The organism is Streptomyces sp. NPDC104814 (assembly GCF_055583185.1).
The window spans coordinates 443,491-469,265 of record NZ_JBVJOL010000001.1 but is presented as its reverse complement, the minus strand read 5'-3'; the positions used below and the strand labels follow the sequence as shown (position 1 = coordinate 469,265).

19 protein-coding genes and 1 pseudogene are annotated in these 25,775 nt (G+C 73.3%); 5 read left to right on the top strand and 15 right to left on the bottom strand.

What is annotated here, in order from left to right:
- Positions 1–339: 339 nt before the first annotated feature.
- From ACZ64A_RS01910 to ACZ64A_RS01875, 8 genes are all read right to left on the bottom strand, one after another.
- The gene (locus ACZ64A_RS01910) at positions 340–2,460 is read right to left on the bottom strand and encodes an SWIM zinc finger family protein (RefSeq protein WP_469809024.1); all 2,121 of its coding nucleotides are present in this window, start codon (positions 2,458–2,460) and stop codon (positions 340–342) included.
- 461 nt (positions 2,461–2,921) lie between these two features.
- Entirely contained in the window at positions 2,922–5,792 is a 2,871-nt protein-coding gene (locus ACZ64A_RS01905) for a DEAD/DEAH box helicase (protein WP_469807581.1), read from the bottom strand.
- Between the two features lie 116 nt (positions 5,793–5,908).
- Positions 5,909–6,490, bottom strand: a complete 582-nt coding sequence (locus ACZ64A_RS01900; RefSeq protein ID WP_469807580.1) for a sugar kinase — start codon at positions 6,488–6,490, stop codon at positions 5,909–5,911.
- Complete coding sequence (locus tag ACZ64A_RS01895) at positions 6,487–7,635, bottom strand: ROK family glucokinase (RefSeq protein WP_469807579.1); 1,149 nt, start codon at positions 7,633–7,635, stop codon at positions 6,487–6,489. Before ACZ64A_RS01895 ends, ACZ64A_RS01900 begins: the two co-directional genes overlap by 4 nt.
- 142 nt (positions 7,636–7,777) lie before the next feature.
- Positions 7,778–8,569: an ATP-binding cassette domain-containing protein gene (locus ACZ64A_RS01890; RefSeq protein WP_469807578.1), complete on the bottom strand. Its 792-nt coding sequence runs from the start codon at positions 8,567–8,569 to the stop codon at positions 7,778–7,780.
- A complete protein-coding gene (locus tag ACZ64A_RS01885) occupies positions 8,566–9,597 on the bottom strand; it encodes an ABC transporter permease (protein WP_469807577.1) in 1,032 nt (343 codons plus the stop codon). Before ACZ64A_RS01885 ends, ACZ64A_RS01890 begins: the two co-directional genes overlap by 4 nt.
- Positions 9,594–10,598 (bottom strand): sugar ABC transporter substrate-binding protein, encoded by a 1,005-nt coding sequence (locus tag ACZ64A_RS01880; protein WP_469807576.1) that lies wholly within the window; start codon positions 10,596–10,598, stop codon positions 9,594–9,596. The genes ACZ64A_RS01885 and ACZ64A_RS01880 overlap by 4 nt, the downstream gene beginning before the upstream one ends.
- A 214-nt stretch (positions 10,599–10,812) precedes the next feature.
- Positions 10,813–11,550 carry a GntR family transcriptional regulator gene (locus ACZ64A_RS01875; RefSeq protein ID WP_469809023.1) on the bottom strand — a complete coding sequence of 246 codons (738 nt, stop codon included), beginning with the start codon at positions 11,548–11,550 and terminating at the stop codon, positions 10,813–10,815.
- Positions 11,551–11,679: 129 nt separating this feature from the next.
- On the opposite strand from ACZ64A_RS01875, the gene ACZ64A_RS01870 reads away from it, so the two are divergent.
- Positions 11,680–12,684: a Gfo/Idh/MocA family protein gene (locus tag ACZ64A_RS01870; protein ID WP_469807575.1), complete on the top strand. Its 1,005-nt coding sequence runs from the start codon at positions 11,680–11,682 to the stop codon at positions 12,682–12,684.
- Between the two features lie 155 nt (positions 12,685–12,839).
- Here the strand turns inward: ACZ64A_RS01870 and ACZ64A_RS01865 are convergent, their stop codons facing one another.
- The 4 genes and pseudogenes from ACZ64A_RS01865 to ACZ64A_RS01850 form a co-directional block, all read right to left on the bottom strand.
- Positions 12,840–14,024, bottom strand: coding sequence for a cytochrome P450 family protein (locus ACZ64A_RS01865; protein ID WP_469807574.1), 1,185 nt, complete (start codon positions 14,022–14,024; stop codon positions 12,840–12,842).
- A 97-nt stretch (positions 14,025–14,121) separates the two neighbouring features.
- Positions 14,122–14,802, bottom strand: a complete 681-nt coding sequence (locus tag ACZ64A_RS01860; protein ID WP_469807573.1) for a response regulator — start codon at positions 14,800–14,802, stop codon at positions 14,122–14,124.
- 240 nt (positions 14,803–15,042) lie between these two features.
- Positions 15,043–15,512, bottom strand: a pseudogene (locus ACZ64A_RS01855) (hypothetical protein); the annotation flags it as partial.
- A 285-nt stretch (positions 15,513–15,797) separates the two neighbouring features.
- On the bottom strand, positions 15,798–17,054 hold the full coding sequence (locus ACZ64A_RS01850; RefSeq protein WP_469807572.1) for a sensor histidine kinase: 1,257 nt from the start codon (positions 17,052–17,054) through the stop codon (positions 15,798–15,800).
- Positions 17,055–17,233: 179 nt separating this feature from the next.
- Here ACZ64A_RS01850 and ACZ64A_RS01845 point away from each other — a divergent pair, with 179 nt between their 5' ends.
- Positions 17,234–17,434 (top strand): hypothetical protein, encoded by a 201-nt coding sequence (locus ACZ64A_RS01845; RefSeq protein WP_469807571.1) that lies wholly within the window; start codon positions 17,234–17,236, stop codon positions 17,432–17,434.
- A gap of 136 nt (positions 17,435–17,570) precedes the next feature.
- Here ACZ64A_RS01845 and ACZ64A_RS01840 read toward each other — a convergent pair whose 3' ends face one another.
- Positions 17,571–17,966, bottom strand: coding sequence for a guanyl-specific ribonuclease (locus ACZ64A_RS01840; protein ID WP_469807570.1), 396 nt, complete (start codon positions 17,964–17,966; stop codon positions 17,571–17,573).
- A 276-nt stretch (positions 17,967–18,242) separates the two neighbouring features.
- On the opposite strand from ACZ64A_RS01840, the gene ACZ64A_RS01835 reads away from it, so the two are divergent.
- Positions 18,243–18,986, top strand: a complete 744-nt coding sequence (locus ACZ64A_RS01835; RefSeq protein WP_469807568.1) for an SDR family oxidoreductase — start codon at positions 18,243–18,245, stop codon at positions 18,984–18,986.
- Between the two features lie 184 nt (positions 18,987–19,170).
- Here the strand turns inward: ACZ64A_RS01835 and alc are convergent, their stop codons facing one another.
- Entirely contained in the window at positions 19,171–20,286 is a 1,116-nt protein-coding gene (alc, locus tag ACZ64A_RS01830; RefSeq protein WP_469807567.1) for an allantoicase, read from the bottom strand.
- Between the two features lie 71 nt (positions 20,287–20,357).
- Positions 20,358–21,695 carry an allantoinase AllB gene (gene allB / locus ACZ64A_RS01825; RefSeq protein WP_469807565.1) on the bottom strand — a complete coding sequence of 446 codons (1,338 nt, stop codon included), beginning with the start codon at positions 21,693–21,695 and terminating at the stop codon, positions 20,358–20,360.
- A gap of 293 nt (positions 21,696–21,988) precedes the next feature.
- On the opposite strand from allB, the gene ACZ64A_RS01820 reads away from it, so the two are divergent.
- Positions 21,989–22,792 (top strand): IclR family transcriptional regulator, encoded by an 804-nt coding sequence (locus ACZ64A_RS01820; RefSeq protein WP_469807564.1) that lies wholly within the window; start codon positions 21,989–21,991, stop codon positions 22,790–22,792.
- A 557-nt stretch (positions 22,793–23,349) separates the two neighbouring features.
- The gene (locus ACZ64A_RS01815) at positions 23,350–25,722 is read left to right on the top strand and encodes an ATP-binding cassette domain-containing protein (RefSeq protein ID WP_469807563.1); all 2,373 of its coding nucleotides are present in this window, start codon (positions 23,350–23,352) and stop codon (positions 25,720–25,722) included.
- The last annotated feature ends 53 nt before the right edge of the window (positions 25,723–25,775 follow it).

The window sequence follows — 25,775 nt, the reverse complement described above, 5'->3', positions numbered from 1 at the left end:
CGGGGACCACTGACAACGCCCCTTCGACGAACGGCCGGTGGGGACCCAGGCCAGGCCGGGGCTGGGGAGCGGGCCGGGGGCGGGGGGGCAGGGGCGCGGACCAGGAGCCGGGGTGCGACCGGGGCCGGGGAGCAGGCCGGGGCCGGGGTGCAGGCCGGGGGGACGCGGGTGCGGTGGGTCAGCCGTCGCTGCGGGGCTCGCCGGCGCACGGCCGGAGGCGGGCGTGGGCGGCTCAGCGGCCGCTGCTCGGCTCGCCGGCGCACGGCGGGAGCCAGGTGTGCACGGCTCAGCGGCCGCCGCTCGGTCCGCCGGCGCCCGGTTCGAGCCGGATGCGGTCGGTCAGAGGTCGTCCGTGGTGCCGAGGCCCGTGAGGGCGCCGACCGGGTCGGAGTCGGGGGTGCCGCGCGGCCACCAGTCGTCGGCGCCGGGCTCGGACTCGTAGGCGTACCACAGGCCGTCCCGGCCCAGCCGCAGCTGGACGTGTCCGCGCGGGTGGGTGAGGCGGTTGCGCCACGGACGGAACGCCGGGAGATCGGCGGCCAGGAGCGCCGGACGCGCCCGGTCGAAGCGTCCCGCCGGCGGATCCCACGGCTCCTCCAGTACGTCGAGCCCGTCCGGGCCGCCCTGGCGCCACGCGGCGACGGCGCGGGCCAGCTCGGCGGAGGTGCGGCCGGCCGCGGAGGCGAGCGAGGAGTACAGGGCGCGCGAGCCGGCGGTGAGCCCCGAGCCGGGACGGGCCGCGGCCAGCCGGATCGCGTCCTGCCACAGGGTCAGTTCGCCCACCTCGTCATGCCCGGTGGCGAGCAGGGCATGGGCACGGGCTGCCGCGTCGGTGGCGAGCTGGTCGAGCGCGATCGGGTCGGGTCCGCCGGGGGCCGCCGGGTAGACGGGCGGCTGCTCCGGGTGCGGGGGGAGCGGCAACGGTGCCGGAAGCGGAGGGAGTTGACGGGGTGCGAGCGCTTCGGCGGCCCGGACACCGGGCAGTGGCGCGGGCTCCCGGTCCTGGGCGGCTCTGGCCGCGCGGGTGGCGCTCAGCCGGGCGAGCGCGTCGAGCAGCTCCCGCTCGCCGCGGCCGCGCAGCAGGAGCAGCACGAAGGGGTCGGCGTCCAGCAGGCGGGCGGTCTGGTAGCACAGGGCGGCGGCGTGTTTGCAGGGGTGGCCGCGGTCGGGGCAGCTGCAGCGGGGCTCCAGGTCGCCGGGGCCGGGCAGCAGCCGGACGCCGCAGTCGGCGAGGGACTGCGGCATCTCCTTGTCCAGCAGGGCGGCGATGTGGCCGGGCCGCTCCGCCGCGGCGTCCAGGAAACGCGCCCAGTCGGCGTCGTCCAGGGTGCGCAGCCGCACCTGCACGCGGTAGGGGCGCGGCCGGCTGCCCTGCACGTACGCGAGCACCGAACCCGGGGTGACGGTGATCGCGTCCACGTGGCCCTGCTCGGCGTAACCCCGCCCACGGACCAGTCTCTTCGGGTCGAGCGCCCCCTCCTCCAGCGCCGTCACCCAGGCGTTGCCCCACCAGGTCTCGGCGAACCGGGAGTCCGCGCCCGCCGGCAGGGGTGCGAAGGGCGGGAAGGTGCGGCGCAGGTCGCCGTCCCGCGCGGGCGCGGCCATCGAGCGGGGCAGGAGGGGCGCGGGGGCAGGAGCCTCGGGCGGCGTACGGCGGACGGGGACGTCGTCCTCGTGCGCGGGCCACGGTTCCACCGGCGGCGGGGTGGCCCTGCCCGGCTGCTCAACCGGGCCGCCGGCCTCGTCGGCGGTTTCGTCCGTGGTCGCCTCGGTGGGCATACGGAAGGCGCCCGACAGCAACTGCCGCAGTTCCCGGGCTCGTTGTCCGGCCTGGGGGTTGCCCATGGGCCGGCCGGTGCGCCGCTCGGCAGCGGGTTCGGAGGGGCGGAACGGTCTGCGCCGCGGGGAGGACGGGCGGTCCGCCTGTCCCGCGTCGGCCGCCTTGCGCTGCGCCTCGGCGCGGGCGGCGCGCAACGCCTCACGGGCACGATCGGCGGGGGCCGCGTCTTCGGCCGGGGGCTCACCGGCCGCGGCCACAGGGGATGAGCGTCCACCGACCGCGGACGCATCGGCCGTGGGCCCACCAGCCGTGGCCCCATGAGGTGGGAGTCCACCGGCCGTGGCCCCATGAGGTGGGAGTCCACCGGCCGCGGACGCATCGGCCGTGGGCCCACCGGCCGTGGCCACATGAGGTGGGAGTCCACCGACCGCGGACGCATCGGCCGTGGGCCCACCGGCCTTGGCCCCATGAGGTGGGAGTCCACCGGCCGTGGCCACATGAGGTGGGAGTCCACCGGCCGTGGCCGCATCGGCCGGGACTCCACCGGACGCGGTCGCATCGGCCGCGGGTCCCGGCTCCGCGGGTGCGGCAGCGGTCTGCTCCTCCGGGGGAGCCGGGTGCCCTGCGGCTTCGTCGTCGGCCGGCACCGCCGTGCGCCGCTGGGCCACCGCGCGGCGCAGCGCCTCGCGCGCGACGTCGCCCGGCCGGGACTGCTGCCGCCCGCCGCCCGCCGGTACGGCACCGGCGGCGGTCCCACGTTCCGGCTGTACGCCGTCGGCGGCTGCCGCCTGCTCCGGCCGCCCGGCGTCGGCAGCTGCCGCATGATCCGGGCGTACGGGGCCGGCGGCTGCCGCGTGGCCCGGGTGGACCGGGGCAGCCGCTGCCCCGCGCTCCGTCTGTCCGGCACCGGTCGCTGTCGCGTGCTCCGCCCGCGCGGGCTCGTGGTCGTGCTCGTGCTCGGGGTTTCGCCGCTCCCCCGCGCCGGTCCCCTCCGCCGTCGCCGCACCGCGCTCCCGCGCCTCACGCAGGGCCCGCCGTGCCGCCTCCGCGGGGCCGGAGCCGGAGCCGGGGCGGGGACCTTGAACGTCGGCCCTGCCCTCGGCCCTGGTGTCCGCCGTGCCGTCGTCGTCCGTCGGGGTCATCACGCCTCCCTCCGCAGTGAGACGAGGTCGGACAGTTCACGGTCCGTCAGTTCCGTGAGGGCGGACTCGCCGGAGCCGAGGATGGCGTCGGCCAGGGCGCGTTTCGCGGCGAGCATCTCGGCGATGCGGTCCTCGACCGTGCCCTCCGTGATCAGCCGGTGGACCTGCACCGGCTGGGTCTGGCCAATGCGGTAGGCGCGGTCGGTGGCCTGTTCCTCCACGGCGGGGTTCCACCAGCGGTCGAAGTGGACGACATGGCCGGCGCGGGTGAGGTTCAGGCCGGTGCCGGCGGCCTTGAGGGACAGGACCAGGATCGGTGTCGTACCGCTCTGGAAACGGTCGACCATGCGCTCGCGTTCGGGGACGGGCGTGCCGCCGTGCAGCAGGTCCACAGGGACCGCGCGGGCGGCGAGGTGCGCGCTGATCAGGCGGGCCATGCCGACGTACTGCGTGAACACCAGGGCGGAGCCGTCCTCGGCGAGCAGGGTGTCCAACAGCTCGTCCAGCAGGGCCAGTTTGCCGGAGCGGGCGGCGAGCCGGTCGCCGGCGGCCGGGCCGTGGTCCTCCTTCAGATACAGCGCCGGGTGGTCGCAGATCTGCTTCAGCGAGGTGAGCAGTTTCAGCACCAGGCCGCGGCGGGCCATGCCCTCGGAGACCTCGATGGCGAGCATCGACTCGCGCACCACCGCCTCGTACAGCGCGGCCTGTTCGCGGGTGAGCGGCACCGGGTGGTCCGTCTCCGTCTTGGGCGGCAACTCGGGCACGATGCCGGGGTCGGATTTCTTGCGCCGCAGCAGGAACGGCCGGACCAGACGGGCCAGGCGCTGCACGGCCTCCTCGTCCTCGCCGGTCTCCACGGCGCGCGCGTGCCGGGCGCGGAAGGACTTCAGGGGGCCGAGCAGGCCGGGGGTCGTCCAGTCGAGCAGGGCCCACAGCTCGGAGAGGTTGTTCTCGACGGGGGTGCCGGTCAGCGCCACGCGCGCGGGCGTGGGGAGGGTGCGCAGCGCCTTGGCCGTCGCCGAGTAGGGGTTCTTCACGTGCTGGGCCTCGTCGGCGACCACCATGCCCCACGGCTGCTCGGCCAGCGTCGGCGCGGCCGAGCGCATGGTGCCGTAGGTGGTAAGGACGAAACCGCCGTCGAGGCCGTCCAGGCTGCGGTCCGGGCCGTGGTAGCGGCGGACGGGGACGCCGGGCGCGAACCGGGTGATCTCCCGCTGCCAGTTGCCGAGCAGGGACGCCGGGCAGACGACCAGGGTCGGTTCGCTGCGGGCCCGTTTGAGGTGGAGGGCGATGACGGTGATGGTCTTGCCGAGGCCCATGTCGTCGGCGAGGCAGCCGCCGAGGCCGAGGGAGGTCATCAGCTCCAGCCAGGCGAGGCCGCGCAGCTGGTAGTCGCGCAGGGTGGCGTGCAGGCCGGCGGGCGGCTCGGCCGGGGTCACACCGGCGGTGAGGCGGTCGCGCAGGGCCGCCAGCGCGCCGGCCGGAACGGCCTCGACCGTCTCGCCGTCGACCTCGGCGGTGCCGGTGAGGGCGACGGACAGCGCGTCGACGGGGTCGAGCAGGCCCAGATCGCGCTTGCGGGCCTTGCGGACGAGCGCCGGGTCGACGAGGACCCACTGGTCGCGCAGCCGCACGACCGGGCGGTGGGCCTCGGCGAGGGTGTCCATCTCGGTCTCGGAGAGCGGGTCGCCGCCGAGGGCGAGCTGCCAGCGGAACTGGAGCAGGTCCTCGCTCTCGAAGAAGCCGGTGCCGTCGGTCGCCGAGCCCGGCGCGGACCGGACCACGGCGCTCGCGGTGAGGTCCTGCGCCAGGTCGCGCGGCCAGTGCACGGCGACCCCGGCGGCCGCGAGCCGGGTGGCGGCGACGCCGAGCAGGTCGCCGAGTTCGTCCTCGGACAGGGCCAGCGCATCGGGGGCGTCCTGTTCGGTGAGCCGGGCGAGCGGCGGCCACACGCGGGCGGCGCGGCGTACGGCGAGCGCGGCGTCTACCCGCGCGCGGGGGCCGAAGGCGGCGTCGGCCTCGCCCGCCCACAGCGCCGCCGCGTCGGTGATCAGGGTGGGGTCGGCGAGGCTGTGCACCTGCACGATCGCCGCTCCGGCGCCGCGCGCGCCCGCACCGCCGGAGCCCTGGTCGAAGAGGTCGGTGGCCGACAGGTCCAGGCGCAGCGAGATCCGTACGCCCGCGTCCATGCCGGCGGCGACCTCGGCGGCCCAGTCCTGCGCGCCGGGCAGCCGGACCGGCTCCCGGGCGGCGAAGGGGCGCCCGGAGGCGTACGGCGCGGCCGGGGTGCGGGGCAGGGTGTCGGCGACCGCGTCGAGGAAGGCGCGCAGGAGTGCCTCGGGTTCGGGCAGCCGCAACGGGCCGGGGCCGGGCAGGGGGACGGCGTGGCCTTCGGCGGGCAGCGCGGCGGCGATCGCGCGCAGGTGGGCGATGTCGTCCGGGTCGAGCGGCCCGGCGCGCCAGGCGTCGTGGCCGGCCGGGGTGAGGCCGGGCAGCAGACGTCCGCGCGCGGTGAGCCGTAGCGCGTGCAGGGCGGCCGCGCCCCAGCAGGCGGTGGCGGGGTGCGCGGCCGGGTCGCGGCGGGCGCGCACGAGCAGCGGCAGGGCGGTGTCGAGCGGGAGGGACAGCGCCGGGGTCTGCCTGCGGCGTACGGTCGCGCCGTGCGGCCGTACGACGGTCAGGTCGACCGGCTCCGCGGTGGCCGGCCCGGGCAGGGGGGCTTCGTCCGGGTCCCAGAAGGCGACGCGGCTCTCGCGCGGCAGAGGGGCCGGGAGGAAGACGGCCGCGAGCCGCACGGGAACCTGTTCCACGGTCGCGGGCGGGCCGGCCGTGCGCTCGGCACGGTCCGCCACCGCGGGCACCTCGCCCATACGCTCTGCCACCTCCCGTCCGCGTGTCGGATCAGACGTCTTCGACTCTACGGGCGGGGTCTGACAATCGGCTCCGGCGGCCGGGGCGAGCCGGGACGTCTCGGCCGCGGCCGGGCTCAGGGCACGGTACGGGAGACGACGTACACCATCGGGTTGTCGGGGTCGGCCGTGTTCACGACGATGTCCTGGGTGGGCGCCGGGTTCTTCTGCTCGTGCACCAGGCCGCTCCACGGACCGGGACCGGTGAACTTCCAGCCGGTGATCTTCTGGTCGCGGTCGCTGATGGCGATGTCGCCGGCGCGCAGGTCGCTGTGCCGGGCGCCGATCCACCGCAGGAAGTTGTCCAGATTGGCGGCGGAGGTCTGGAACTGCACGTAGAGACGGCTGGTCTTCCAGTTGTTGGTCTCGTAGTAGGCGACCTCGTGCGACTGCCTCGGGATCGGCACCTGGTACAGGCGGCGCTGCACCCCGGACGGCCAGCCCGCGGTCAGGCCGGTCGCCGAGTACTTCGCCTCCTTGTCCTTGCCGCTGTCGCGGCTCTGGTTGGCCGAGATCACCAGATAGCCGGCCGGGACACCGATGAGCAGCACGATGATCAGCAGAGTGAGCGCCCGGCGGCGGATCCGGTGCCGGCGGTCCTCGCCCGGCTGCTCCGGCTCGTCCGCGGGCGGCGCCTGGTGGGGAAGCGAGGCGGTCATGCGGAGTCCCGGGCCGCGCGGCGCGCCTCGACGTACCGCTCGTAACGTTCATGGCGCTCCACCCGGCGCCGGTTGGCGCGGCGGAAGCGCCGGGCGACCAGCCGCGCCAGGTCGGCGGCGCCCACCATGCCGGCCTCGGGGCCGAGCTGGGCCCGCACGATCCGCGCCTCGGGGCGGTAGCCGCGCCCGGTCAGGTGCCGCTTGAAGGCGTCCCGCGCGGGGCCGATCAGCAGGTCGTCGGCCGCGGAGACACCGCCGCCGATGACGAAGCAGGAGGGGTCGAGGGCGGCGGCGAGGTTGGCGATGCCGACGCCGAGCCACTGGCCGATGTCCTGGAGCAGCTCCACGCACATCGCGTCGCCCTCGCGGGCCAGCTCGGTGATCATCGGGCCGTTGATGTCGGCGATGTTGCCCTTGACGTGCTCGATGACCCCGTAGGCCACCGGGGAGTCGGCGGCGGCCATCTCCCTGGCCTCCCTGACGAGGGCGTTGCCGGAGCTGTACTGCTCCCAGCAACCGCGGTTGCCGCAGGGGCAGCGGTGGCCGCCGGGCACGACCTGCATATGGCCGAACTCGCCGGCGACGCCGTACTTGCCCCGCTTGACCTGGCCGTCCTCGAGGATCGCGCCGCCGATGCCGGTGCCGAGCGTGATCATGACGAGGTGGTCCTCGCCACGGCCGGCACCGAAGCGCCACTCGGCCCAGGCGGCCGTGTTGGCGTCGTTGTCGACCAGCACCGGCACCGACAGGCGGGCGGCGAGGCGGTCGCGCAGCGGCTCGTTGCGCCAGGACAGGTGCGGGGCGAACAGGACACGGTTGCGGTCGGCGTCGACCCAGCCGGCCGCGCCGATGCCGACGGCGTGCACGTCGTGCCGGTCGGACAGGTCCAGCACCAGCTCGACGATGGTGTCCTCGACGACCTTGGGGCTTTTGGACTTGTCCGGGGTCTCCGTGCGGAGCTTCTCCAGGATGTTGCCGTCGGCGTCCACGACACCGGCCATCACCTTCGTACCGCCGATGTCGATGCCCACGGTGGGTACCCGCGGGGCGGTCAGGTGGGACCGGCGCTCGCGGGTGCCGACCGTTCGCAGCGCGGTCGCCCGGCGGGAGCCGATGGGGGCCGTGAAGGTGCCGTAGGTGCTCATCGCCGCCGATTCTGCCCCACGGGTGCCTTCGGCGACGAACGGGGAATCGAGGGGGTGGTTGATCATTTACGCCGGGTGTGGGTGCTTTGTGGTTGCTCGCGCCCATGCGGCGGAGCCGCCTGTCGGCGCTGCCCCGCGCCCCTTACCGGCGCTGCAGCTCGTGCCGTAGTTCGTCCAGGTCGCTTCCGCCTGCCATTTGGCTCGTCAGCTCGTCCAGGGTGATCTCTTGGCGTGTGTGGTTGCCCACCATCGTGCCGCGCTTGAGGAGGACGAATCTGTCGCCCACCAGGTAGGCGTGATGGGGGTTGTGGGTGATCAGTACGACACCGAGACCCTCGTCACGTGCCGCGGCCACGTACTTGAGGACCACGCCGGACTGCTTCACGCCCAGCGCGGCCGTGGGCTCGTCCAGGACCAGGACCTTCGCGCCGAAGTGGACGGCCCGCGCGATGGCCACGCACTGGCGTTCGCCGCCGGACAGGGTGCCGATGGGCTGGTCGACGTCGCGCAGGTCGATGCCCATGCGCAGCAGCTCAGCGCGCGTGGTGCGGCGCATGTGGTCGACGTCCATGCGCTTGAACGGCCCGGTGCCCTTGCGCGGCTCGGAGCCGAGGAAGAAGTTGCGCCACACCGGCATGAGCGGGACGACCGCGAGGTCCTGGTAGACCGTGGCGATACCGCGGTCCAGGGCTTCGCGGGGCGAGGAGAGACGGGTCTCCTCGCCGTCGATACGCAGCACACCCTCGTCATGCTGGTGCAGACCGGCAATCATCTTGATCAATGTTGACTTGCCGGCGCCGTTGTCGCCGAGGACGCAGGTGATCTCCCCCGCGTGGACCTCGAGGGACACGCCCTCCAGGGCGCGGACGTTGCCGTAGTGCTTGCTGACGTCCGACAGCTCGACGAGTGCCGTGCGGGCCTCGGGGTGCGTCATGTCGTGGCCTCCGCGCGCTTGCGGACCCAGGCGTTGAGCAGGGTCGCGAGGAGCAGCATCGCTCCGAGGAAGAACTTGAACCAGTCGGGGTTCCATTCGGCGAAGACGATGCCCTTGCTCGTCATGCCGAAGATGAACGCCCCGACGGCGGACCCGACCGCGCTGCCGTAGCCGCCGGTGATCAGGCAGCCGCCGATGACGGCCGCGATGATGTAGATCAACTCGTTGCCGACACCTTCGCCGGACTGGACGACGTCATAGCTGAACAGCAGGTGTTGACCGGAGATCCAGGCACCGAGGGCCACGCCCATGTAGAGGCCGATCTTGGTCTTGGCGACGGGGACGCCGACCGCGCGGGCCGCGTCCTGGTTGCCGCCGACCGCGAAGATCCAGTTGCCCGTGCGGGTCCGCAGCAGGATCCAGGAGGCGACGGCGACCAGGGCCAGCCACCACAGGATGGTGACCTTGATGTCGACACCGCCGACGGTCAACGTCGACGCGAAGACGTCGTGAGCGCTGGGGAAGCCCTCCATGTCGGCGATGGTCTTCGTCGACACCGTGCCGTCGATCAACTTGGTGAAGCCGAGGTTCATGCCGGTCAACATCAGGAAGGTGCCCAGGGTGATGATGAAGCTGGGCAGCTTGGTGCGGGTCAGCATGAACCCGTTGAAGGCGCCGATGGCCAGCGTGACCAGCAGGGAGACACCGACGCCGACCCAGACGTTCGCGGTCGTCTGGAAGCTGAACATGGACGAGATCAATGCCGACGACGTCACCATGACGCCGGCCGACAGGTCGAACTCTCCGCCGATCATCAGCAGCGCGACCGGGACGGCCATGATGCCGATTGTCGAGGACGCGTACAGGACCGTGCTCAGGCTGGAGGCGCGCAGGAAACTGTCGGCGAAGAACGCGAAGAAGACGAAGACCGCGACGGCGCCGACCACCGAGCCGAGCTCGGGACGGGCGAGCAGCTTGCGCAGCGGCGAGGTCCGAAGGAGCCGTTCGTCGGCGGTGACGGCGGTCATCGGGTGCCTCGCTTCGTGTACTCCTGCAGCGCGGCCGCCTGGTCCTTGGTGATGATCTGCGGACCGGTGAGCACCGGGCGGCCGCCACCGAGGACATCGTTGTTGTACTTGTAGAGCCACAGCAGGTCCACGGCCTGGTAGCCCTGGAGGTACGGCTGCTGGTCGACGGCGAAGCCGAGGGTGCCGTCCTGGAGTTCGGTGGCGACCTTGGCGTTGAGGTCGAAGGTGTCGATCTCGGCCTTGCTGCCCGCGTCCGCCTTGGCCTTCACCGCGGTGTCGGCGTAGGGGGCGCCGAGGGTGACGACGGCGTCGATGGACGGGTCGGCCTGGAGCTTGGCCCCGACGCCGGACTGCACGTCGGGCATGTTGGTGCCGTTGACGTACACGCGTTGCAGAGTGCCGTGGAAGGTCTTGGCGATGCCGTCGCAGCGCTGCTCGTGACCGACGTTGCCCTGCTCGTGCAGCACGCACAGGGCTTTCTTCTTGCCGCGCTTGTTCAGCTCCTCGCCGACGGCCTCACCGGCGATCGTCTCGTCCTGTCCGACATGGGTGAGCGCGCCGAAGGCCTTGGACTCCGCCGAGCCGGAGTTCACGGTGATCACCGGGATGCCGGCCTTCTCGGCGCGGGCGACGGCGGCCTTCATGGCGTCGGGCTTGGCGAGCGTGACGATGATGCCGTCGACCTTCTTGTCGACGGCGGCGTCGACGAGCTGCGCCTGCTGCTGGGCCTCGTCGTCGTGCGAGTACAGGAAGTTGATGTTGTCCTTGACCGCGGCCTGCTTGGCGCCGCTCTGGACGATGTCCCAGAAGGTGTCGCCGTCGCCGGAGTGCGTGATCATCGCGAAGGTCCAGCGGGGCGTGTTCACCGCCGCCCGGCCCTGCGCGGCCGCGGCCTTGCGGGCGTCCTCGGCGCGTTTGCCGCCGGTGCTGCTGCACGCCGACAGGGACACACACAGTGCCCCTGCCAACGCGATCCCTGCCCAGGTCCGAAACCGTGCCACGAGGCGGTGCCCTTCTTGCTGTGTGCTGTGCGGTGTCCTGCGAGGGGCGCCCGGTGGTCTCTTCAGCCTCATCAGCCTCACGAGTCCCACCGGCCCCAAACACACCAGTATCGGGCACGGGGCTGCCGGGGACGGCGCCCGGGGAGCACAGACGGGTCTTATTGTCCGGACATAGAGACGAAACCGGCCCCGCGTCGGAACGGCGACAGCGCCGTCAGGACCGTACGAGCAGCTGGAATTCGAAGGAGTAGCGGCTCGGGCGGTAGATGTGGTCGCCGAACTCGACGGCGCGCCCGGTGTCGTCGAACGTAGTGCGCTGCATGGTGAGCAGCGGGGCACCCTCGCTCTCGGTGAGCCGCTCGGCCTCGTCGGCGGTCGCACCGCGGGCCCCGATCGACTGGCGGGCGCTGTGCAGGGTGATCCCGGCACTGCGCATCAGCCGGTACAGGCCGGTGGCCTCCAGCTGCGCGGTGTCCAGTTCGAGCAGCCCGGTCGGCAGGTGGTTGCACAGGTACGCCATCGGCTCGCCGTGCGCGAGCCGCAGCCGCTCCACCCGGTGGACGTCATCGCCCTCGGCGACCCCGAGGGCGGCCGCGACCTCGGCGGACGCCGGGACCACCGCGTTGACCAGGACCTTCGTCGCCGGACGCTGCCCGGCCGCCTCCAGGTCGTCGTAGAGGCTGCTGAGCTCCAGCGGCCGCTTGACCTGGCTGTGCACGACCTGCGTGCCGACCCCGCGGCGGCGCACCAGCAGACCCTTGTCGACCAGGGACTGGATGGCCTGGCGGACCGTCGGACGGGACAGGCCGAGCCGTGCGGCGAGCTCGATCTCGTTGCCGAGCAGACTGCCCGGCGTGAGGGTGCCGTGCTCGATCGCGGCCTCGAGCTGCTGCGAGAGCTGGAAGTACAGCGGCACGGGAGAGCTGCGGTCCACACGGAGTTCGAGCTGCACGGTCGGGTCCACTTCTGGTTTCGGCACGGCCCGAGCGTAGCCCCGTGCGCTGTTGACGGGAAGTTGTGTAGTTCGGTTGTCCGGACATACGCATTGACAGGGGCCGGACCGCGACCTCACTTTGTTTCCATGCGCATCGGGGTCATCGGTACCGGCCGGATCGGCACCATCCACGCGAACACCCTCAGTCGCCATCGCGACGTCGGCTCACTGATCCTCACGGACGCCGACCCGGCACGGGCCCAGGAGCTCGCGCTGCGGCTGGGCGAGACGGCGGCGCCCGGGGTGGACGAGATCTTCACGTGGGGCGTGGACGCCGTGGTGATCACCACGGCGACGCAGGCCCACGCGGAGCTGATCGGCCGGGCGGCCCGCTCGGGGCTGCCGGTGTTCTGCGAGAAGCCGATCGCGCTCGACCTGCCGGGCACACTGCAGGCGATCGCGGAGGTCGAGGCGGCCGGCACGGTCCTGCAGATGGGCTTCCAGCGCCGTTTCGACACCGGCTACGCGGGTGCCCGGGAGGCGGTGCGCTCGGGGCGGCTCGGGCGGCTGCACACCGTGCGCGCGGTCACCTCCGACCAGGCGCCGCCGCCCGCCGCGTGGCTGCCGCTGTCCGGCGGGCTCTACCGGGACACACTGATCCACGATTTCGACGTCCTGCGCTGGGTCACCGGCCGGGAGGTGTCCGACGTGTACGCCGCGGGGTCCGATGCCGGGCCGGCGATGTTCCGGGAGGCCGGGGACGTGGACACCGCCGCGGTGGTGCTCACCCTGGACGACGGCACCCTCGCCACCGCCACGGCGACCCGGCTGAACGGCGCCGGGTACGACGTGCGCATGGAACTCGCCGGGGAGCGGGACCAGATCGTGGTGGGGCTGGACGACCGCACACCGATCGCGTCCACGGAGCCGACCGGGCCGCCGGCCGCGGACAAACCGTGGACCGGCTTCCTGGAACGTTTCGGGCCCGCGTACGAGGCGGAGCTGATGGCGTTCGTGGAGGTGGTCCGGGGAGAGCGGGCCAACCCCTGCGACGGGCGCGAGGCCCTGCAGGCGCTGCGGATCGCCGAGGCCTGCGAGCTGTCGCGACGCGAGCGCCGTCCGGTGCGGCTGGGGGAGGTGGCGGGGGCGTAGGGCCTACGGCGGTGGACGGGCCGTGTGGTGCGCCCGCGGCCGCGCGACCGCGCCGACGCGCACCGTGCCCCCGGCCGCGCGACCACACCGTTTCGCACCGCGCTCCCTCCGCCGCCGACGCGCAGCGGGACCCGCCACCGCGGCGGCTCCACGTCCTACCAGCGCACCGGCAAGCTCCGAACCCCTCGTATGAGCGTGCCCGGGAGCCAGGGGCCGGGTGGGGCGGCCAGGGCGAGGGCCGGGGTGCGCTGCAGCAAGGAGCGCAGGGCGATGTGGGCCTCGAGGCGGGCCAGGGGGGCGCCGAGGCAGTAGTGGATGCCGTGGCCGAAGGCCAGGTGGCCTCGGCTGTCGCGGCGGATGTCGAAGCGGTCGGGCTCGGGGAAGCGGTCCGTGTCCCGGCCCACGGCGGTCAGCCCGACGAGCACCGGCTCGCCCCGCTCGATCCGCCGGCCCGCGATCTCCAACGGCTCGGCGGCGAAGCGGAACGTCGTGTTCTCCACCGGTCCCTCCCAGCGCAGCGTCTCCTCCACCGCGCCGTCGACGAGGCTCCAGTCGGCGCGCAGGGCGGCGAGTTGGCCGGGGTGGGTGAGCAGCGCGTGCACGGCGTTGGTGATGAGGTTGACCGTGGTCTCGTGACCGGCGATGAGCAACAGGAAGGCCATGCCGCGCAGTTCGTCCGCGGAGAGCCGGTCGCCGTCCTCCGTCACCGTGCGGATCAGGTCGCCGAGCAGGTCGTCGCTCGGCCCCGCGCAGCGCTTGTCCTCGATCAGGTCGGAGAGGTACGCGCCGAGCCGGGCGAACGCCTCCTGCTCGCTCGCGGCGCTGCTGGGCGCCACGGCCTCCGTGGACATGCGGCGGAACCGGGCGCGGTCCAGCTCGGGCACCCCGAGCAGTTCGCAGATCACGGTGATCGGCAGCGGGTAGGAGAAGGACTCCACCAGGTCGGCCCGGCCGAGCGGCAGCATCGCGTCGAGCAGGTCGTCGGTGATCTGCTGGATCCGCGGCCGCATCCGCTCCACCCGGCGCATCGTGAACGCGCGGGAGACCAGCCCGCGCAGCCGGGTGTGCTGCGGCGGGTCGGTGGTGAGCAGGTGTTTGCCGATGTACTCGTCGTCGAGGAAGGTCAGCCCGATCCGGGCGGTGTCCTTGACCAGCCGTGGATCGGTGAGCGCGGCCCGCGCCTCCTCATGGCCCACGACCAGCCACGTCTCCTGATACCCCTCGCCCGTGGGCAGCCGCACCCGGTGCACCGGGCCCCGCTCGCGCAGCGCGGCGTACGCCGGATGCGGGTTCTCGGTGAACCCGGTGCCGAACTCCTCGACGTCGATCACTTCGCCCACGGCTCTCCCCCTCGCTCGGGCCGGTCGGTCCCGTCCGGCCACCGCGGGCCGGCCGCTGCACGGCCTTGACTCTCCTTCCAACGCGCGAGCGCCGCCGTCAGTGCCCGCCGCGGCCGGTTTCGTCGACCAGTCCGGCGTCGTACGCCAACAGGGCGATCTGGACCCGGTTGTTGAAGCCCAGGCGGGCCAGGATGCGGGAGACGTGCGCCTTGACGGTGGCGACGCTCATGAACAGCTCGGCGGCGATCTCCGCGTTGGACAGGCCGCGGCCCACCGCGACGGCGACCTCGCGTTCCCGCTCGGCCAGCGTGGCGAGCCGTTCACGCGCGCGTGCGCCGCGCGTGTCGGCGGCGGTGCCGGCCGCGTGGAGCATCAACTGCCGGGTCACGGCGGGCGACAGGACCGGGTCCCCGGCGGCCACCTTGCGGACCGCGTCGATGATCTCGGCGGGCGGGGTGTCCTTCAGGACGAACCCGGCGGCGCCCGCACGCAGGGCGCGCAGGACCTGGTCGTCGGCGTGGAAGGTGGTCAGCAGCACGACCTGGGGCGCGTCCGCGCGGCCGCGCAGCTCCTCGGTGGCGGTCAGTCCGTCCACGGACGGCATGCGGATGTCCATGAGCACGACGTCCGGCCGGGTGCGGTCCACCAGTTCGGCCACCTCGCCGCCGTCGCCCGCCTCACCGACGATCCGGATGTCGTCGGCCCCGCCCAGCATCAGCGACAGACCGGCCCGCACCAGCGGGTCGTCGTCGACGAGGAGCACTCTGATCGCAGTCATGGGCCCTACGAAACCACGTGCGCCGCGCCACTCGCGCGTGCCTTCACGCAGGGCGCCGCTCCGCCCCCATCGTCGGCGAGCCCCTCGCATCGTCACGCACCGCCGCTTCGCCACGCACCGCCGCGCCCGCACCCCGACGCACCGCCAGGCCCGCTCCGCCAGAGCCTCACATCGCCACGCGCGCAGGCGTGTGTGCCTCCGCACGCTCCTGCACCCCCGCGTCGAGGCACGCGCGCCCCGTCAGGCCCGCAGCACCACCCCGCAGCGGGTGCGCAGCCGGTGGATCTCCCACCAGGCCACCGCCGTGAGCGACGCCGGGCCGCCGAGCAGGGAGCACAGCTGAAGGACCGGCGGCCCGGGTGGAGACCCGTCGGCGACCAGGCCGATGGCCGTGAACTCCCAGAGCAGGACGCCGGTGAGGAGGGCGGGCAGCGCCGGGTGCACTGCGCGGTGTCGAAGGCGCTGCGGACCGCTGGGCCGGAGGCGAACCCCACCGGCCCCTGACCCCGCTGCGTGAACTGCGTGGCCCAGGCCCCCGCCGCGCCCACCAGCGGCACCGAGGTGAACGCACCGAAGTACCACAGCACCGACCGCCCGGCGGCACGCAGACGAGGCCGCATCGCCTGCCGAGCCTGCGGCGAGGCCCGCCGGAAGAGGATCGCCACCACCACGGGCGCGCTGAGCAGCAGCAGCCACGGAGTGATCACCAGCAAGCAGGGGCACGGTCAGCCCCCAGACGCAGGGCAGCAGCAACAGCGCCCACACACAGCCGTGCACGCGCTGCCGCCCCACCCTCAGGACCTCACCGAGCGGCGGCCACTCGTCGTCGCGCAGCCGGCGCCACAGCGAGGTGTGCGCCTGCCGCGGACCGTACAGGGAAGGCCCGGGCTGCGGCGGGACGTAGGGCGGTCAACTGACAGAACAGCTGCCGATCATGACATGGCGTCAAGTCGGCGTGGCAAGGGTGCGCAGCAGAGGGCGCCCCGTGCGCCGGCTCATCCCCACGGCAGCCACGCGCGTACCTCGAAGCCGCCGTCCGCGCGCGGGCCGTGTTCCAGGTGGCCGCCCGCGAGGGTGGCGCGTTCGGTGAGGCCGATCAGCCCCTGGCCCGAGCCGGGAACCGGTGGGGGCTCGTGGTCGGGGGGCGGGTTGCGTACGGCGATGGTGAGGCCGTCGCCCGGGGCGCCGGTGACCGTGACGGTGACCTCCGTGCCGGGGGCGTGCTTGCGGGCGTTGGTCAGGGCTTCCTGGGCGATGCGATAGGCGGTGCGGCCCACCGAGGCGGGGACGCCGGCCGCGTCGGTGACGCGCTGGTCCAGCGTGACCTTCATGCCGGCCTCGCGGGACTCGGCGACCAGCGCGTCCAGCGCGGCGAGCGTGGGCTGCGGACGGCCCCCGTCCTCGCCGTCGCCCGCGCGCAGGACGCCGATGATCTCCCGCAGGTCCTGCAGTGCCTCGTGGGCGCTCTCCCGGATGACACCGGCCGCCCGCGCGATCTCCTCGCCGGGGGCGTCGGGGCGGAATTCCAGTGCCCCGGCGTGCACGCTGAGGAGGGTGAGCCGGTGGGCGAGCACGTCGTGCATCTCCCGGGCGATGGCCTCACGGGCGAGCCGCTGCGCCTGGTCGGCGCGCAGCCGCGCCTCCGTCTCGGCGCGCCGCGCCCGATCCCGCAGGGTCAGCAGCAGTTGCCGCTTGGAGCGCACGAACATGCCCCAGCCGACTACGGCGACGGTGAGGACGTAGATGAAGGCGACGGCGGCGGGGTAGGACAGGTCGGCGTCGGGCCGGAGCCAGTAGTAGACCGGGATGGCGACCAGTTCGGCGGCGCCCACCCAGGCCACGTACCGGAAGGGCCGGTGCACGGCCAGGGTGAACAGGGCGATGAGGTAGGCGCCGCCGGCGGTGTCGGAGACGAAGTTGACCGCGGTCAGGGCGATGGCGAGGGCGACGGGCCAGCGGCGGCGCAGCCACACGGCCGCGCAGGCCGCCGCGCCGAGCCCTTGGTCGGCGACGGCCAGTGCGTGCGGGACGTGCGGGTTGTCGCCCACCGACTCGGCGGCGGTCAGCCCGATGACGACGGCCAGTGCGAAGCAGGAGAAGTCGACGGCCCAGTCGCGCGCGGTGCGCCGGGGCCGCCCGGCGCGGCCGGTGACCGGGTCCAGTTCATGGGTCAGGGCGGACGGCAGCCACCACCGCCGCCCGGGCAGGACCGGCGCGTGGGCCTCGGCGTCGTCCTTCGCAGTCCACTTCACAAGCGACCAATCTACGGAGCGCCGGCGGGCCGCACCCTCCGGTGCGGGCGGTCGTCGACCGAAGTCGCCCGGGTGCCGACTTTGGTCGCACCCGGCCCGGTACCGCCGCCACCTGCGTCGCGCGTGACGCGCCACGTGGCCGATGCGGGCGGAGGGCACGCGGCGCGAGGCTCGTGCCCATGAAGACGTTGCTCGAGACTCTCGGATTCCTCGCCCTGGTGCAGGGCGCCATGGGCCTGCTGCACGAGTTCACCGACTGGCATGTGGGCCTGGTGCAGCGGATCGGCCTGCTCGACGGCCACGAGGTGTACGCGAGCGTCGCGCTGATCGTGGCGGCGATCGCCCTGTTCGCGGCCGCCGAGCGCTTCAAGGCGCGGTGAGGGCGGCTGGGCGCCACCGGCTCTGCGGCTGGGCGCCACCGGCTCTGCGGCCGGGCCGGCCCGGAAGCGGTCGGCCCGGCCGCTCGCTCGGCCCGGGGCGAGTGGTGGCGGCGCTCCCCAGCCCCGGGCCGGGGGCTCAGCAGCCGTGGTCGACCAGGTCGAACGTGGCGTAGTGGTCGGCGGTGTAGTAGTCCTCCTGCCGCTCCTCACCGGTGACGATGCGGCGGGCGCCGCGGGTGGGAGAGCCGGGCGTGATCACCGTGTACTCGTGGTAGTAGCCGCTCGCCCGGCTCGGCAGGACTCCTTCCCTGTTCTGGAAGACGACGCCGTCCTGGTCGTACGGGAAGGGGCCGCCCTGTGCGATCAGGTTCAGGGTGTCGTGGGCCTGGGACGGCAGGTCGCTGTAGCAGATGGTGCCGACGGACGCGGTGGCCGCGCCGGCCGGGCCGGCGGAGACGGTGGCGCCCATGAGCAGGGCGGACAGGACCGCGGCTGCGGCGCCGAGGCGCGAGATGCGTGGGGGGAATCTCATGGCGGCATGATGACGCGCGTAGAGACTGGCATGTCAATGACAATCACGGGGTCTCCTCCTTTCCCTCCCGTGTGTTCGCGGGCCGTTAACCGAGCGGCGGCAGGACCTCGGCCGGGGAGACGAAGGGCTCGGTGTCGTCTGGGCCGGCTCCGGCAGCGGGCGGTCGCCGGGGCCGGGTCTCCGCCCGGTGCCGGGCCGGTTGCGCACCGCGTGGCCCGCCGACTCGATGTCCGTTGGCCGCCGGTCATCGCGGAGCGGGGCCGGTGGGATGGAGGCATGACGGAGAACAGAAGTCTTCACGGCAAGGCGGCCCTCGTCACCGGTGGCAGCCGGGGCATCGGGGCGGCCACGGCATTGCGGCTGGCCCGCGAGGGCGCGGACGTGGCGCTGACCTACGTACAGGGGAAGGAGGCGGCCGAGGACGTCGTACGGGCCGTCGAGGCGCTCGGGCGGCGGGCGGTGGCGCTGCGGGCGGACGCGGGGGTCGCGGACGAGGCGGCCGGTGTCGTGGGCCGGGCCGCCGACGCGCTGGGCGGGCTGGACGTGCTGGTGAACAACGCGGGGGTGGGCGTGCTCGGCCCCCTGGAGAGCCTGCCCGTCACGGGCGTGGACCGGGTGCTCGCGGTGAACGTGCGCGGAGTGTTCCTCGCCTCGCAGGCGGCGGCCGCGCGGATGGCCGACGGCGGGCGGATCATCACCATCGGCACCTGCATGGTCCAGCGGGTGCCGGGGCCCGGCGGCACGCTGTACGCCATGAGCAAGGCGGCGCTGGTCGGGCTGACGAAGGCGCTGGCGCGGGAGCTGGGGCCGCGCGGGATCACGGCGAACATCGTGCACCCCGGCCCGATCGACACCGACATGAACCCCGCCGACGGGCCGTACGCGGACGGCCAGGCCGCCATGACGGCCCTCGGCCGTTTCGGCCGGCCGGAGGAGGTGGCCGCAACGGTCGCCCACCTCGCGGGCGCCACGTACGTCACCGGCGCGGAGTTCTCGGTGGACGGCGGCCACGCGGCCTGACCGGAGTCCCCTTAGAGAGGGGGCACGCGCGTGGGGCGCCCGGTGTGGGAGGCCGCCCTTCAGAGCGCGCATGCGCCTGGAACGCACCGGTGCTGTCAGGCCGCCCCTTGCGAACGGGCAGGCGCGTGGAGCGCACCGGTGCTGTCAGGCCGGTGCGCCCCACGGGTCCTTCGGGGGCTGTGGGTCAGCCGCCCAGTTCCTGGTGGCGGGCCGCCAGGCGGGTCGCGCCGGCCTCGGTCAGCGAACCGAACAGGCGCAGGCGGGAGATGCCGCCGTCGGGGAAGATGTCCACGCGCGCGTGCGTGCCGACGGCCGGGGCCGGCAGGACGAAGCGGTGGTTGGTGTCGGGCTGCATCCGGGTGCGCGGGAGGATCTCCACCCACTGGCCGTCCTCGCCGTCCTTGACGGAGACCGACGCCCAGCCCGCGCTGTTGCCCTTGAGGTAGGCGGTGTCGATCTCGATCGCGCGGATCTCGGACTGGGCGACCAGCTGGTAGCGGATCCAGTCGTTGCCCTGGTCGCGGCGGCGGCGGGTCTCCCAGCCGTCGTCCATCTTGCGGGAGCGGCCCGGCTGGATGGTGTTGGTGGCCGGCGAGTAGAAGAGGTTGGAGGCGTCCTCGACCCGGCCGCCGTTCTCCAGGGCGACCACGTCGAAGGTGCCGAGCACCTCGAGCCACTTCGGGTCCGGCACGACCTCGCCGTACACCCGCAGGCGCGCGATGCCGCCGTCGGGGTGCTGCTTGAGGCGCAGGTGCGTGAAGCGCTGCTCGACGTCGACCGCGAAGCCGTTGGCCGCGTGGCCGCCGACCGCGGTGCGCGGGACGAGCGTCGTCCACTTCACGTCGTCGGCGAGCAGTTCCTCGGGGGACGGCGAGCCCGCCACCGAAGTGGCCTCGACGGAGACGGCCTGCGGGTAGTTGCCGCGGAAGTGGGCGGTGTCGACGACGACGCCGCGGACCACGCCGGGGGCGCCGAGGCGGATCAGCGCCCAGTCGTGGTCGTTCTCGGTCGGCCACGGGTGCTCGGCGGAGGCGCCGCGCCGACGGCGGGTCTCCCAGCCGTCCATGACCTTGCCCTTGTGCCCGAAGTGCTCGGGGTCGAACTCGGCGGCCTCGGGGACCAGCAGGTTCTCGCGCTGGGCGAAGAACTCGTCGTTGGCGGCGATGACACCGGCGCCGAGCTGCCGGTCGGCGAGGTTGGCGTGGTGGGTGAAGGGGAAGTCGGCGGTGCGGTAGTCCGCGTACGGGTCGCCGCCGGAGTAGGGGTTCGCGTCGCCGGTGAAGCTGGGTATCGCCGTCACGGTGATCAGGTCCTGCCTTTCGGTTCTACAAGTCGCTACGGGGGTCGAAGTGGCCGATGGCGCTCCTTCGGTCAGGCGGACCGGTTGAGCAGACGGCCCCGGGGCTCGGTGAACTCGCCGTCGGCGACGATCCGCTCGCCGCGCAGCCAGGTCGACCTGACCACGCCGTACAGGGTGCGGCCGGCGTAGGCGGTGACACGGTTGCGGTGCTGGAGCCGGTCCGGGTCGACGGTGAAGGTGTCGTCGGGGGCGAGGACCGCGAAGTCGGCGTCGCGGCCGACCTCGATGGCGCCCTTGGAGCCGAGGCCGACCAGGGCCGAGGTGCGCTCCGACATCCAGCGGACGACGTCCTCCAGGGTGTGGCCGCGCTCGCGGGCGGCGGTCCACACGGCGGACAGGCTGAGCTGGAGGCCCGAGATGCCGCCCCAGGCGGTGGCGAAGTCGTCGGTCTTGAGGTCGGCGGTGGACGGCGAGTGGTCGGTGACGATGCAGTCGATCGTGCCGTCGGCGAGCGCCTCCCACAGCAGATCCTGGTTGGCGGCCTCGCGGATGGGCGGGCAGCACTTGAACTCACTCGCGCCGTCGGGGACTTCCTCGGCGGTGAGGGCCAGGTAGTGGGGGCAGGTCTCGACGGTGATCGCCACGCCCTCCGCCTTGGCGGCGCGGATCAGCGGCAGCGCGTCGCTGGAGGACAGGTGCAGTACGTGCACGCGCGCGTTCAGGCGCTTGGCCTGCGCGATGAGGTTCGCGATGGCGGTGTCCTCGGCGTCGCGCGGGCGGGAGGCGAGGAAGTCCGTGTACTTGGGGCCGCCGTGCTGCGGGGCGGCGTCGAGGTGGTGCGGGTCCTCGGCGTGCACGATCATCAGGCCGTCGAAGCCGGCGATCTCGGCGAGGGACTGGGCGAGCTGGTCCTGGTCGAGGTGCGGGAACTCGTCCACGCCGGACGGCGACAGGAAACACTTGAAGCCGAAGACGCCGGCGTCGTGCAGCGGGCGCAGGTCCTTGACGTTGTCCGGCAGGGCGCCTCCCCAGAAGCCGACGTCGATGTGCGCCTTGGTGCGGGCGACGTCCTGCTTGACGCGCAGGTTGTCGACCGTGGTGGTGGGCGGCAGGGAGTTGAGCGGCATGTCGATCAGGGTCGTGATGCCACCGGCCGCGGCCGCGCGGGTGGCGGTCCAGAAGCCCTCCCACTCGGTGCGGCCCGGGTCGTTGACGTGCACGTGCGTGTCGACCAGACCGGGCAGCAGGACGTCGTCGCCGAAGTCCTCCAGGCGGGCCGTGGCCGGTACCTCCGCGTCGTGGTCGAGTACGGCGGTGATCGTGCCGCCCGTGACCACGACGGACGCGGGCCGCGTCCCCTCGGGAGTGATGACGCGCCTCGAACGCAGGACCAGTTCAGCGTCGGACACCCGGACCCCTCTCTCTGCCGCCGTGGGCCGCCTCGGAGGCTCGGTGGCCTCCGCGCGTCTTCCACACAGCGGAATTTCAACGAACTGTTGAAGCTACTTCGGGAGTCTTCACTCCCGCCTTCGCGTCGTCAAGGGCACACTCATCCACAGTGCACCCGATCCGCCCACCCTGGACGTTTCCACAAAGCGGAATTAGAATTCCGTCAGATAGAACGTAGCTACGCACAAGCGGGGAGTCAACCGGCTGCCGGGTAGGCTGCTGCCTCTTCAGTCAGTCCCGAAAGGAACGCGCCGTGCCGACGTCCAGCGCCAGCACCACCGACTCCGCCAAACCCGCCGCCACGGGGGGTGTCCAGTCCCTGGAGCGCGCCTTCGACCTGCTGGAGCGCATGGCGGACGCCGGCGGCGAGGTCGGCCTCAGCGAGCTGTCCGCGAGCAGCGGACTGCCCCTGCCGACCATCCACCGCCTCATGCGCACGCTCGTCGCGTGCGGGTACGTCCGCCAGCAGACCAACCGGCGCTACGCCCTCGGTCCGCGCCTGATCCGCCTCGGCGAGTCCGCCTCGCGCCTGCTCGGCACCTGGGCGCGGCCGTACCTCGCCCGCCTGGTGGAGGAGACCGGCGAGACGGCGAACATGGCGCTGCTGGACGGCGACGAGATCGTCTACGTGGCGCAGGTGCCGTCCAAGCACTCGATGCGGATGTTCACCGAGGTCGGCCGCCGGGTGCTGCCGCACTCCACGGGCGTGGGCAAGGCGCTGCTGGCGGGCTACCCGCCGGAGGAGGTGCGGGCGCTGCTGTACCGCACGGGCATGCCGGCGGCCACGGACAAGACGATCACCACGCCGGACGACTTCCTGGCCTCCCTGGAGGAGGTACGCCGGCTCGGCTACGCGATCGACGACAGCGAGCAGGAGATCGGCGTCCGCTGCCTGGCGGTCTCGGTGCCGAACTCCCCGACGGCCGCCGCCATCTCCATCTCGGGCCCGGCGGGCCGCGTCACGGAAGCCGCCACGGACAAGATCGTCCCGATCCTCCAGCAGGTCGCCGAGGAGCTCTCCGAGGCCCTGACCAACTCGGGCAACAACGGCGGCTGACCCCTCCGGGCCTCTCGGCGGGGCTGCGCCACCGGCGCCTCGTACGCGCCGCTGACCTGTGATGCGCACCGGGGCGCCGGCCCCCAGGCGTCCTGGCGGGACGGCCGGCACCGACCGCCTGCCCGAGGCGCAGGGCACCCGGAGCAGGACACAAGCCGGTCGGGCCCTCTGGGGCCCGAGGCCGCGACAGGCCCCGCCCCGGGCGGGCGGGCGCGCGCGTTCCCAGCCCCGCGCCCAAACACACCCCCCGCGGGCCTCACAAGCCGACGTAAGCCCAGCCCGCCCCCGCAGGCGAACGCGCTCCAGACCACTCCCCCCCACGCCGGGCAGGCCCCGCCGCCCCCCTGGGTGACGCCCGCCGGGCACGCAGGCTCCGCCGGCCCAGGCGACGCCGTGCCGCCGATCCGCTCCCCGTCCGCAGGCGAAGGTCAGGATTCGAGAAGCGCTCGCCCCCCGTTCCCACGTAGCGTGAACGGCACGGGCATCCGTGGGGCGTCGGTCGGGCCGGCGGGCGCGGAGGGTGGCCGTGATCGAGGGTCTGAACGGATGGAGACACCATGACCAAGGCCACGGGGACCGGCCACGCCGCCGACAGCCACGACCTGATCCGCGTGCACGGGGCGCGCGAGAACAACCTCAAGGACATCAGCGTCGAGCTCCCCAAACGCCGGCTGACGGTCTTCACCGGTGTCTCCGGCTCGGGCAAGAGCTCCCTGGTGTTCGACACGATCGCCGCCGAGTCGCAGCGGATGATCAACGAGACGTACAGCGCCTTCGTACAGGGCTTCATGCCGACCCTCGCCCGCCCCGACGTGGACGTGCTGGAGGGCCTGACCACCGCGATCACCGTCGACCAGCAGCGCATGGGCGCCGACCCGCGTTCCACCGTCGGCACCGCCACCGACGCCAACGCGATGCTGCGCATCCTCTTCAGCCGCCTCGGCAAGCCCCACCTCGGCTCCCCCAAGGCGTTCTCCTTCAACGTCGCCTCGATCAGCGGGGCCGGCGCGGTCACCGTGCAGCGCGGCGGGCAGACGGTGAAGGAGCGCCGCCAGTTCAGCATCACCGGCGGCATGTGCCCCCGCTGCGAGGGCCGCGGCTCGGTCACGGACATCGACCTGACCCAGCTCTACGACGACAGCAAGTCCCTCAGCGAGGGCGCGCTGATGGTCCCCGGGTACAAGTCCGGCGGCTGGAACCACCGCCTGTACACCGAGTCCGGTCTCTACGACGCGGACAAGCCGATCCGGAAGTTCACCAAGCGGGAACTGCAGGACTTCCTGTACCGCGAGCCGACCCGGATGAAGATCGCCGGCATCAACATGACCTACGAGGGTCTCGTCCCGCGCATCCAGAAGTCGATGCTCGCCAAGGACAAGGAGGCGATGCAGCCGCACATCCGGGAGTTCGTGGAGCGGGCGGTCACCTTCACCACCTGTCCCGAGTGCGAGGGGACCCGGCTGAACGAGGGCGCCCGGTCCTCGAAGATCAAGGGCCTGAGCATCGCCGACGTCTGCGCGATGCAGATCAGCGACCTGGCCGCATGGGTACGCGGCCTGGACGAGCCCTCGGTCGCGCCGCTGCTCGCCTCCCTGGGCGACACCCTCGACGCCTTCGTGGAGATCGGCCTCGGCTACCTCTCCCTCGACCGGCCGGCGGGCACGCTGTCCGGCGGCGAGGCCCAGCGCGTGAAGATGATCCGCCACCTCGGCTCCTCCCTCACCGACGTGACGTACGTCTTCGACGAGCCCAGCATCGGCCTGCACCCGCACGACATCCAGCGCATGAACGACCTGCTGCTCCAACTGCGCGACAAGGGCAACACGGTGCTCGTGGTGGAGCACAAGCCGGAGCTGATCGCGATCGCCGACCATGTCGTCGACCTCGGCCCCGGCGCCGGCACGGCGGGCGGCACGGTCTGCTTCGAGGGCACCGTGGAGGAGCTGCGGGCGAGCGGCACCCTCACCGGACGCCACCTGGACGACCGGGCCCGGGTCAAGGAGAGCGTCCGCACGCCCACCGGGAAGCTGGCGATCCGGGACGCCACCACGCACAACCTGCGGTCCGTGGACGTCGACATCCCGCTCGGCGTGCTGGTCGTCGTCACCGGGGTCGCGGGCTCCGGCAAGAGTTCGCTCGTGCACGGCTCGATGCCCGCCGACGCCGGTGTGGTCTCCATCGACCAGACCCCGATCCGCGGCTCACGGCGCAGCAACCCGGCGACGTACACCGGGCTGCTGGAGCCGGTCCGCAAGGCGTTCGCCAAGGCCAACGGGGTCAAGCCGGCGCTGTTCAGCGCGAACTCCGAGGGTGCCTGCCCCACCTGCAACGGCGCCGGCGTCGTCTACACCGACCTGGCGATGATGGCCGGGGTCGCCACGACCTGCGAGGACTGCGAGGGCAAGCGCTTCGAGGCGTCGGTGCTGGAGTACAAGCTCGGCGGCCGCGACATCAGCGAGGTGCTGGCGATGTCCGTGGCCGAGGCGGAGGAGTTCTTCGCCGACGGCGAGGCGCGTACGCCGGCCGCGCACAAGGTCCTGGACCGGCTGGCCGACGTCGGGCTCGGTTACCTCACGCTCGGGCAGCCCCTCACCACTCTGTCGGGCGGTGAGCGGCAGCGGCTGAAGCTGGCGACACAGATGGGCGAGAAGGGCGGGGTCTACGTCCTGGACGAGCCGACGACCGGGCTCCACCTGGCCGACGTCGAGCAGCTGCTCGGGCTGCTCGACCGGCTGGTCGACTCGGGGAAGTCGGTCGTCGTGGTCGAGCACCACCAGGCCGTCATGGCCCACGCGGACTGGATCATCGACCTGGGGCCGGGCGCGGGGCATGACGGCGGGCGGGTCGTCTTCGAGGGGACACCGGCGCAGTTGATCGCCGGGCGGTCGACTCTCACCGGTGAGCACCTGGCGGCGTACGTCGGCGGATAGCCTCCGGCGGTTCGTGGCTTGCCCGGTGCCTTCGGCCCGGGCAGGCGCCTTCT

Excerpts from the sequence above, each read along its gene's own strand:
- ACZ64A_RS01845 (WP_469807571.1), top strand. The coding sequence starts at position 17,234 with ATGAAGACGTTGCTCGAGACTCTCGGATTCCTCGCCCTGGTGCAGGGC.
- ACZ64A_RS01835 (WP_469807568.1), top strand. The coding sequence starts at position 18,243 with ATGACGGAGAACAGAAGTCTTCACGGCAAGGCGGCCCTCGTCACCGGT.
- ACZ64A_RS01885 (WP_469807577.1), bottom strand. The coding sequence starts at position 9,597 with ATGACCGCCGTCACCGCCGACGAACGGCTCCTTCGGACCTCGCCGCTG.
- ACZ64A_RS01905 (WP_469807581.1), bottom strand. The coding sequence starts at position 5,792 with ATGGGCGAGGTGCCCGCGGTGGCGGACCGTGCCGAGCGCACGGCCGGC.
- ACZ64A_RS01900 (WP_469807580.1), bottom strand. The coding sequence starts at position 6,490 with ATGACCGCCTCGCTTCCCCACCAGGCGCCGCCCGCGGACGAGCCGGAG.
- ACZ64A_RS01840 (WP_469807570.1), bottom strand. The coding sequence starts at position 17,966 with ATGAGATTCCCCCCACGCATCTCGCGCCTCGGCGCCGCAGCCGCGGTC.
- ACZ64A_RS01860 (WP_469807573.1), bottom strand. The coding sequence starts at position 14,802 with ATGACTGCGATCAGAGTGCTCCTCGTCGACGACGACCCGCTGGTGCGG.
- ACZ64A_RS01870 (WP_469807575.1), top strand. The coding sequence starts at position 11,680 with ATGCGCATCGGGGTCATCGGTACCGGCCGGATCGGCACCATCCACGCG.
- ACZ64A_RS01815 (WP_469807563.1), top strand. The coding sequence starts at position 23,350 with ATGACCAAGGCCACGGGGACCGGCCACGCCGCCGACAGCCACGACCTG.
- ACZ64A_RS01895 (WP_469807579.1), bottom strand. The coding sequence starts at position 7,635 with ATGAGCACCTACGGCACCTTCACGGCCCCCATCGGCTCCCGCCGGGCG.
- ACZ64A_RS01890 (WP_469807578.1), bottom strand. The coding sequence starts at position 8,569 with ATGACGCACCCCGAGGCCCGCACGGCACTCGTCGAGCTGTCGGACGTC.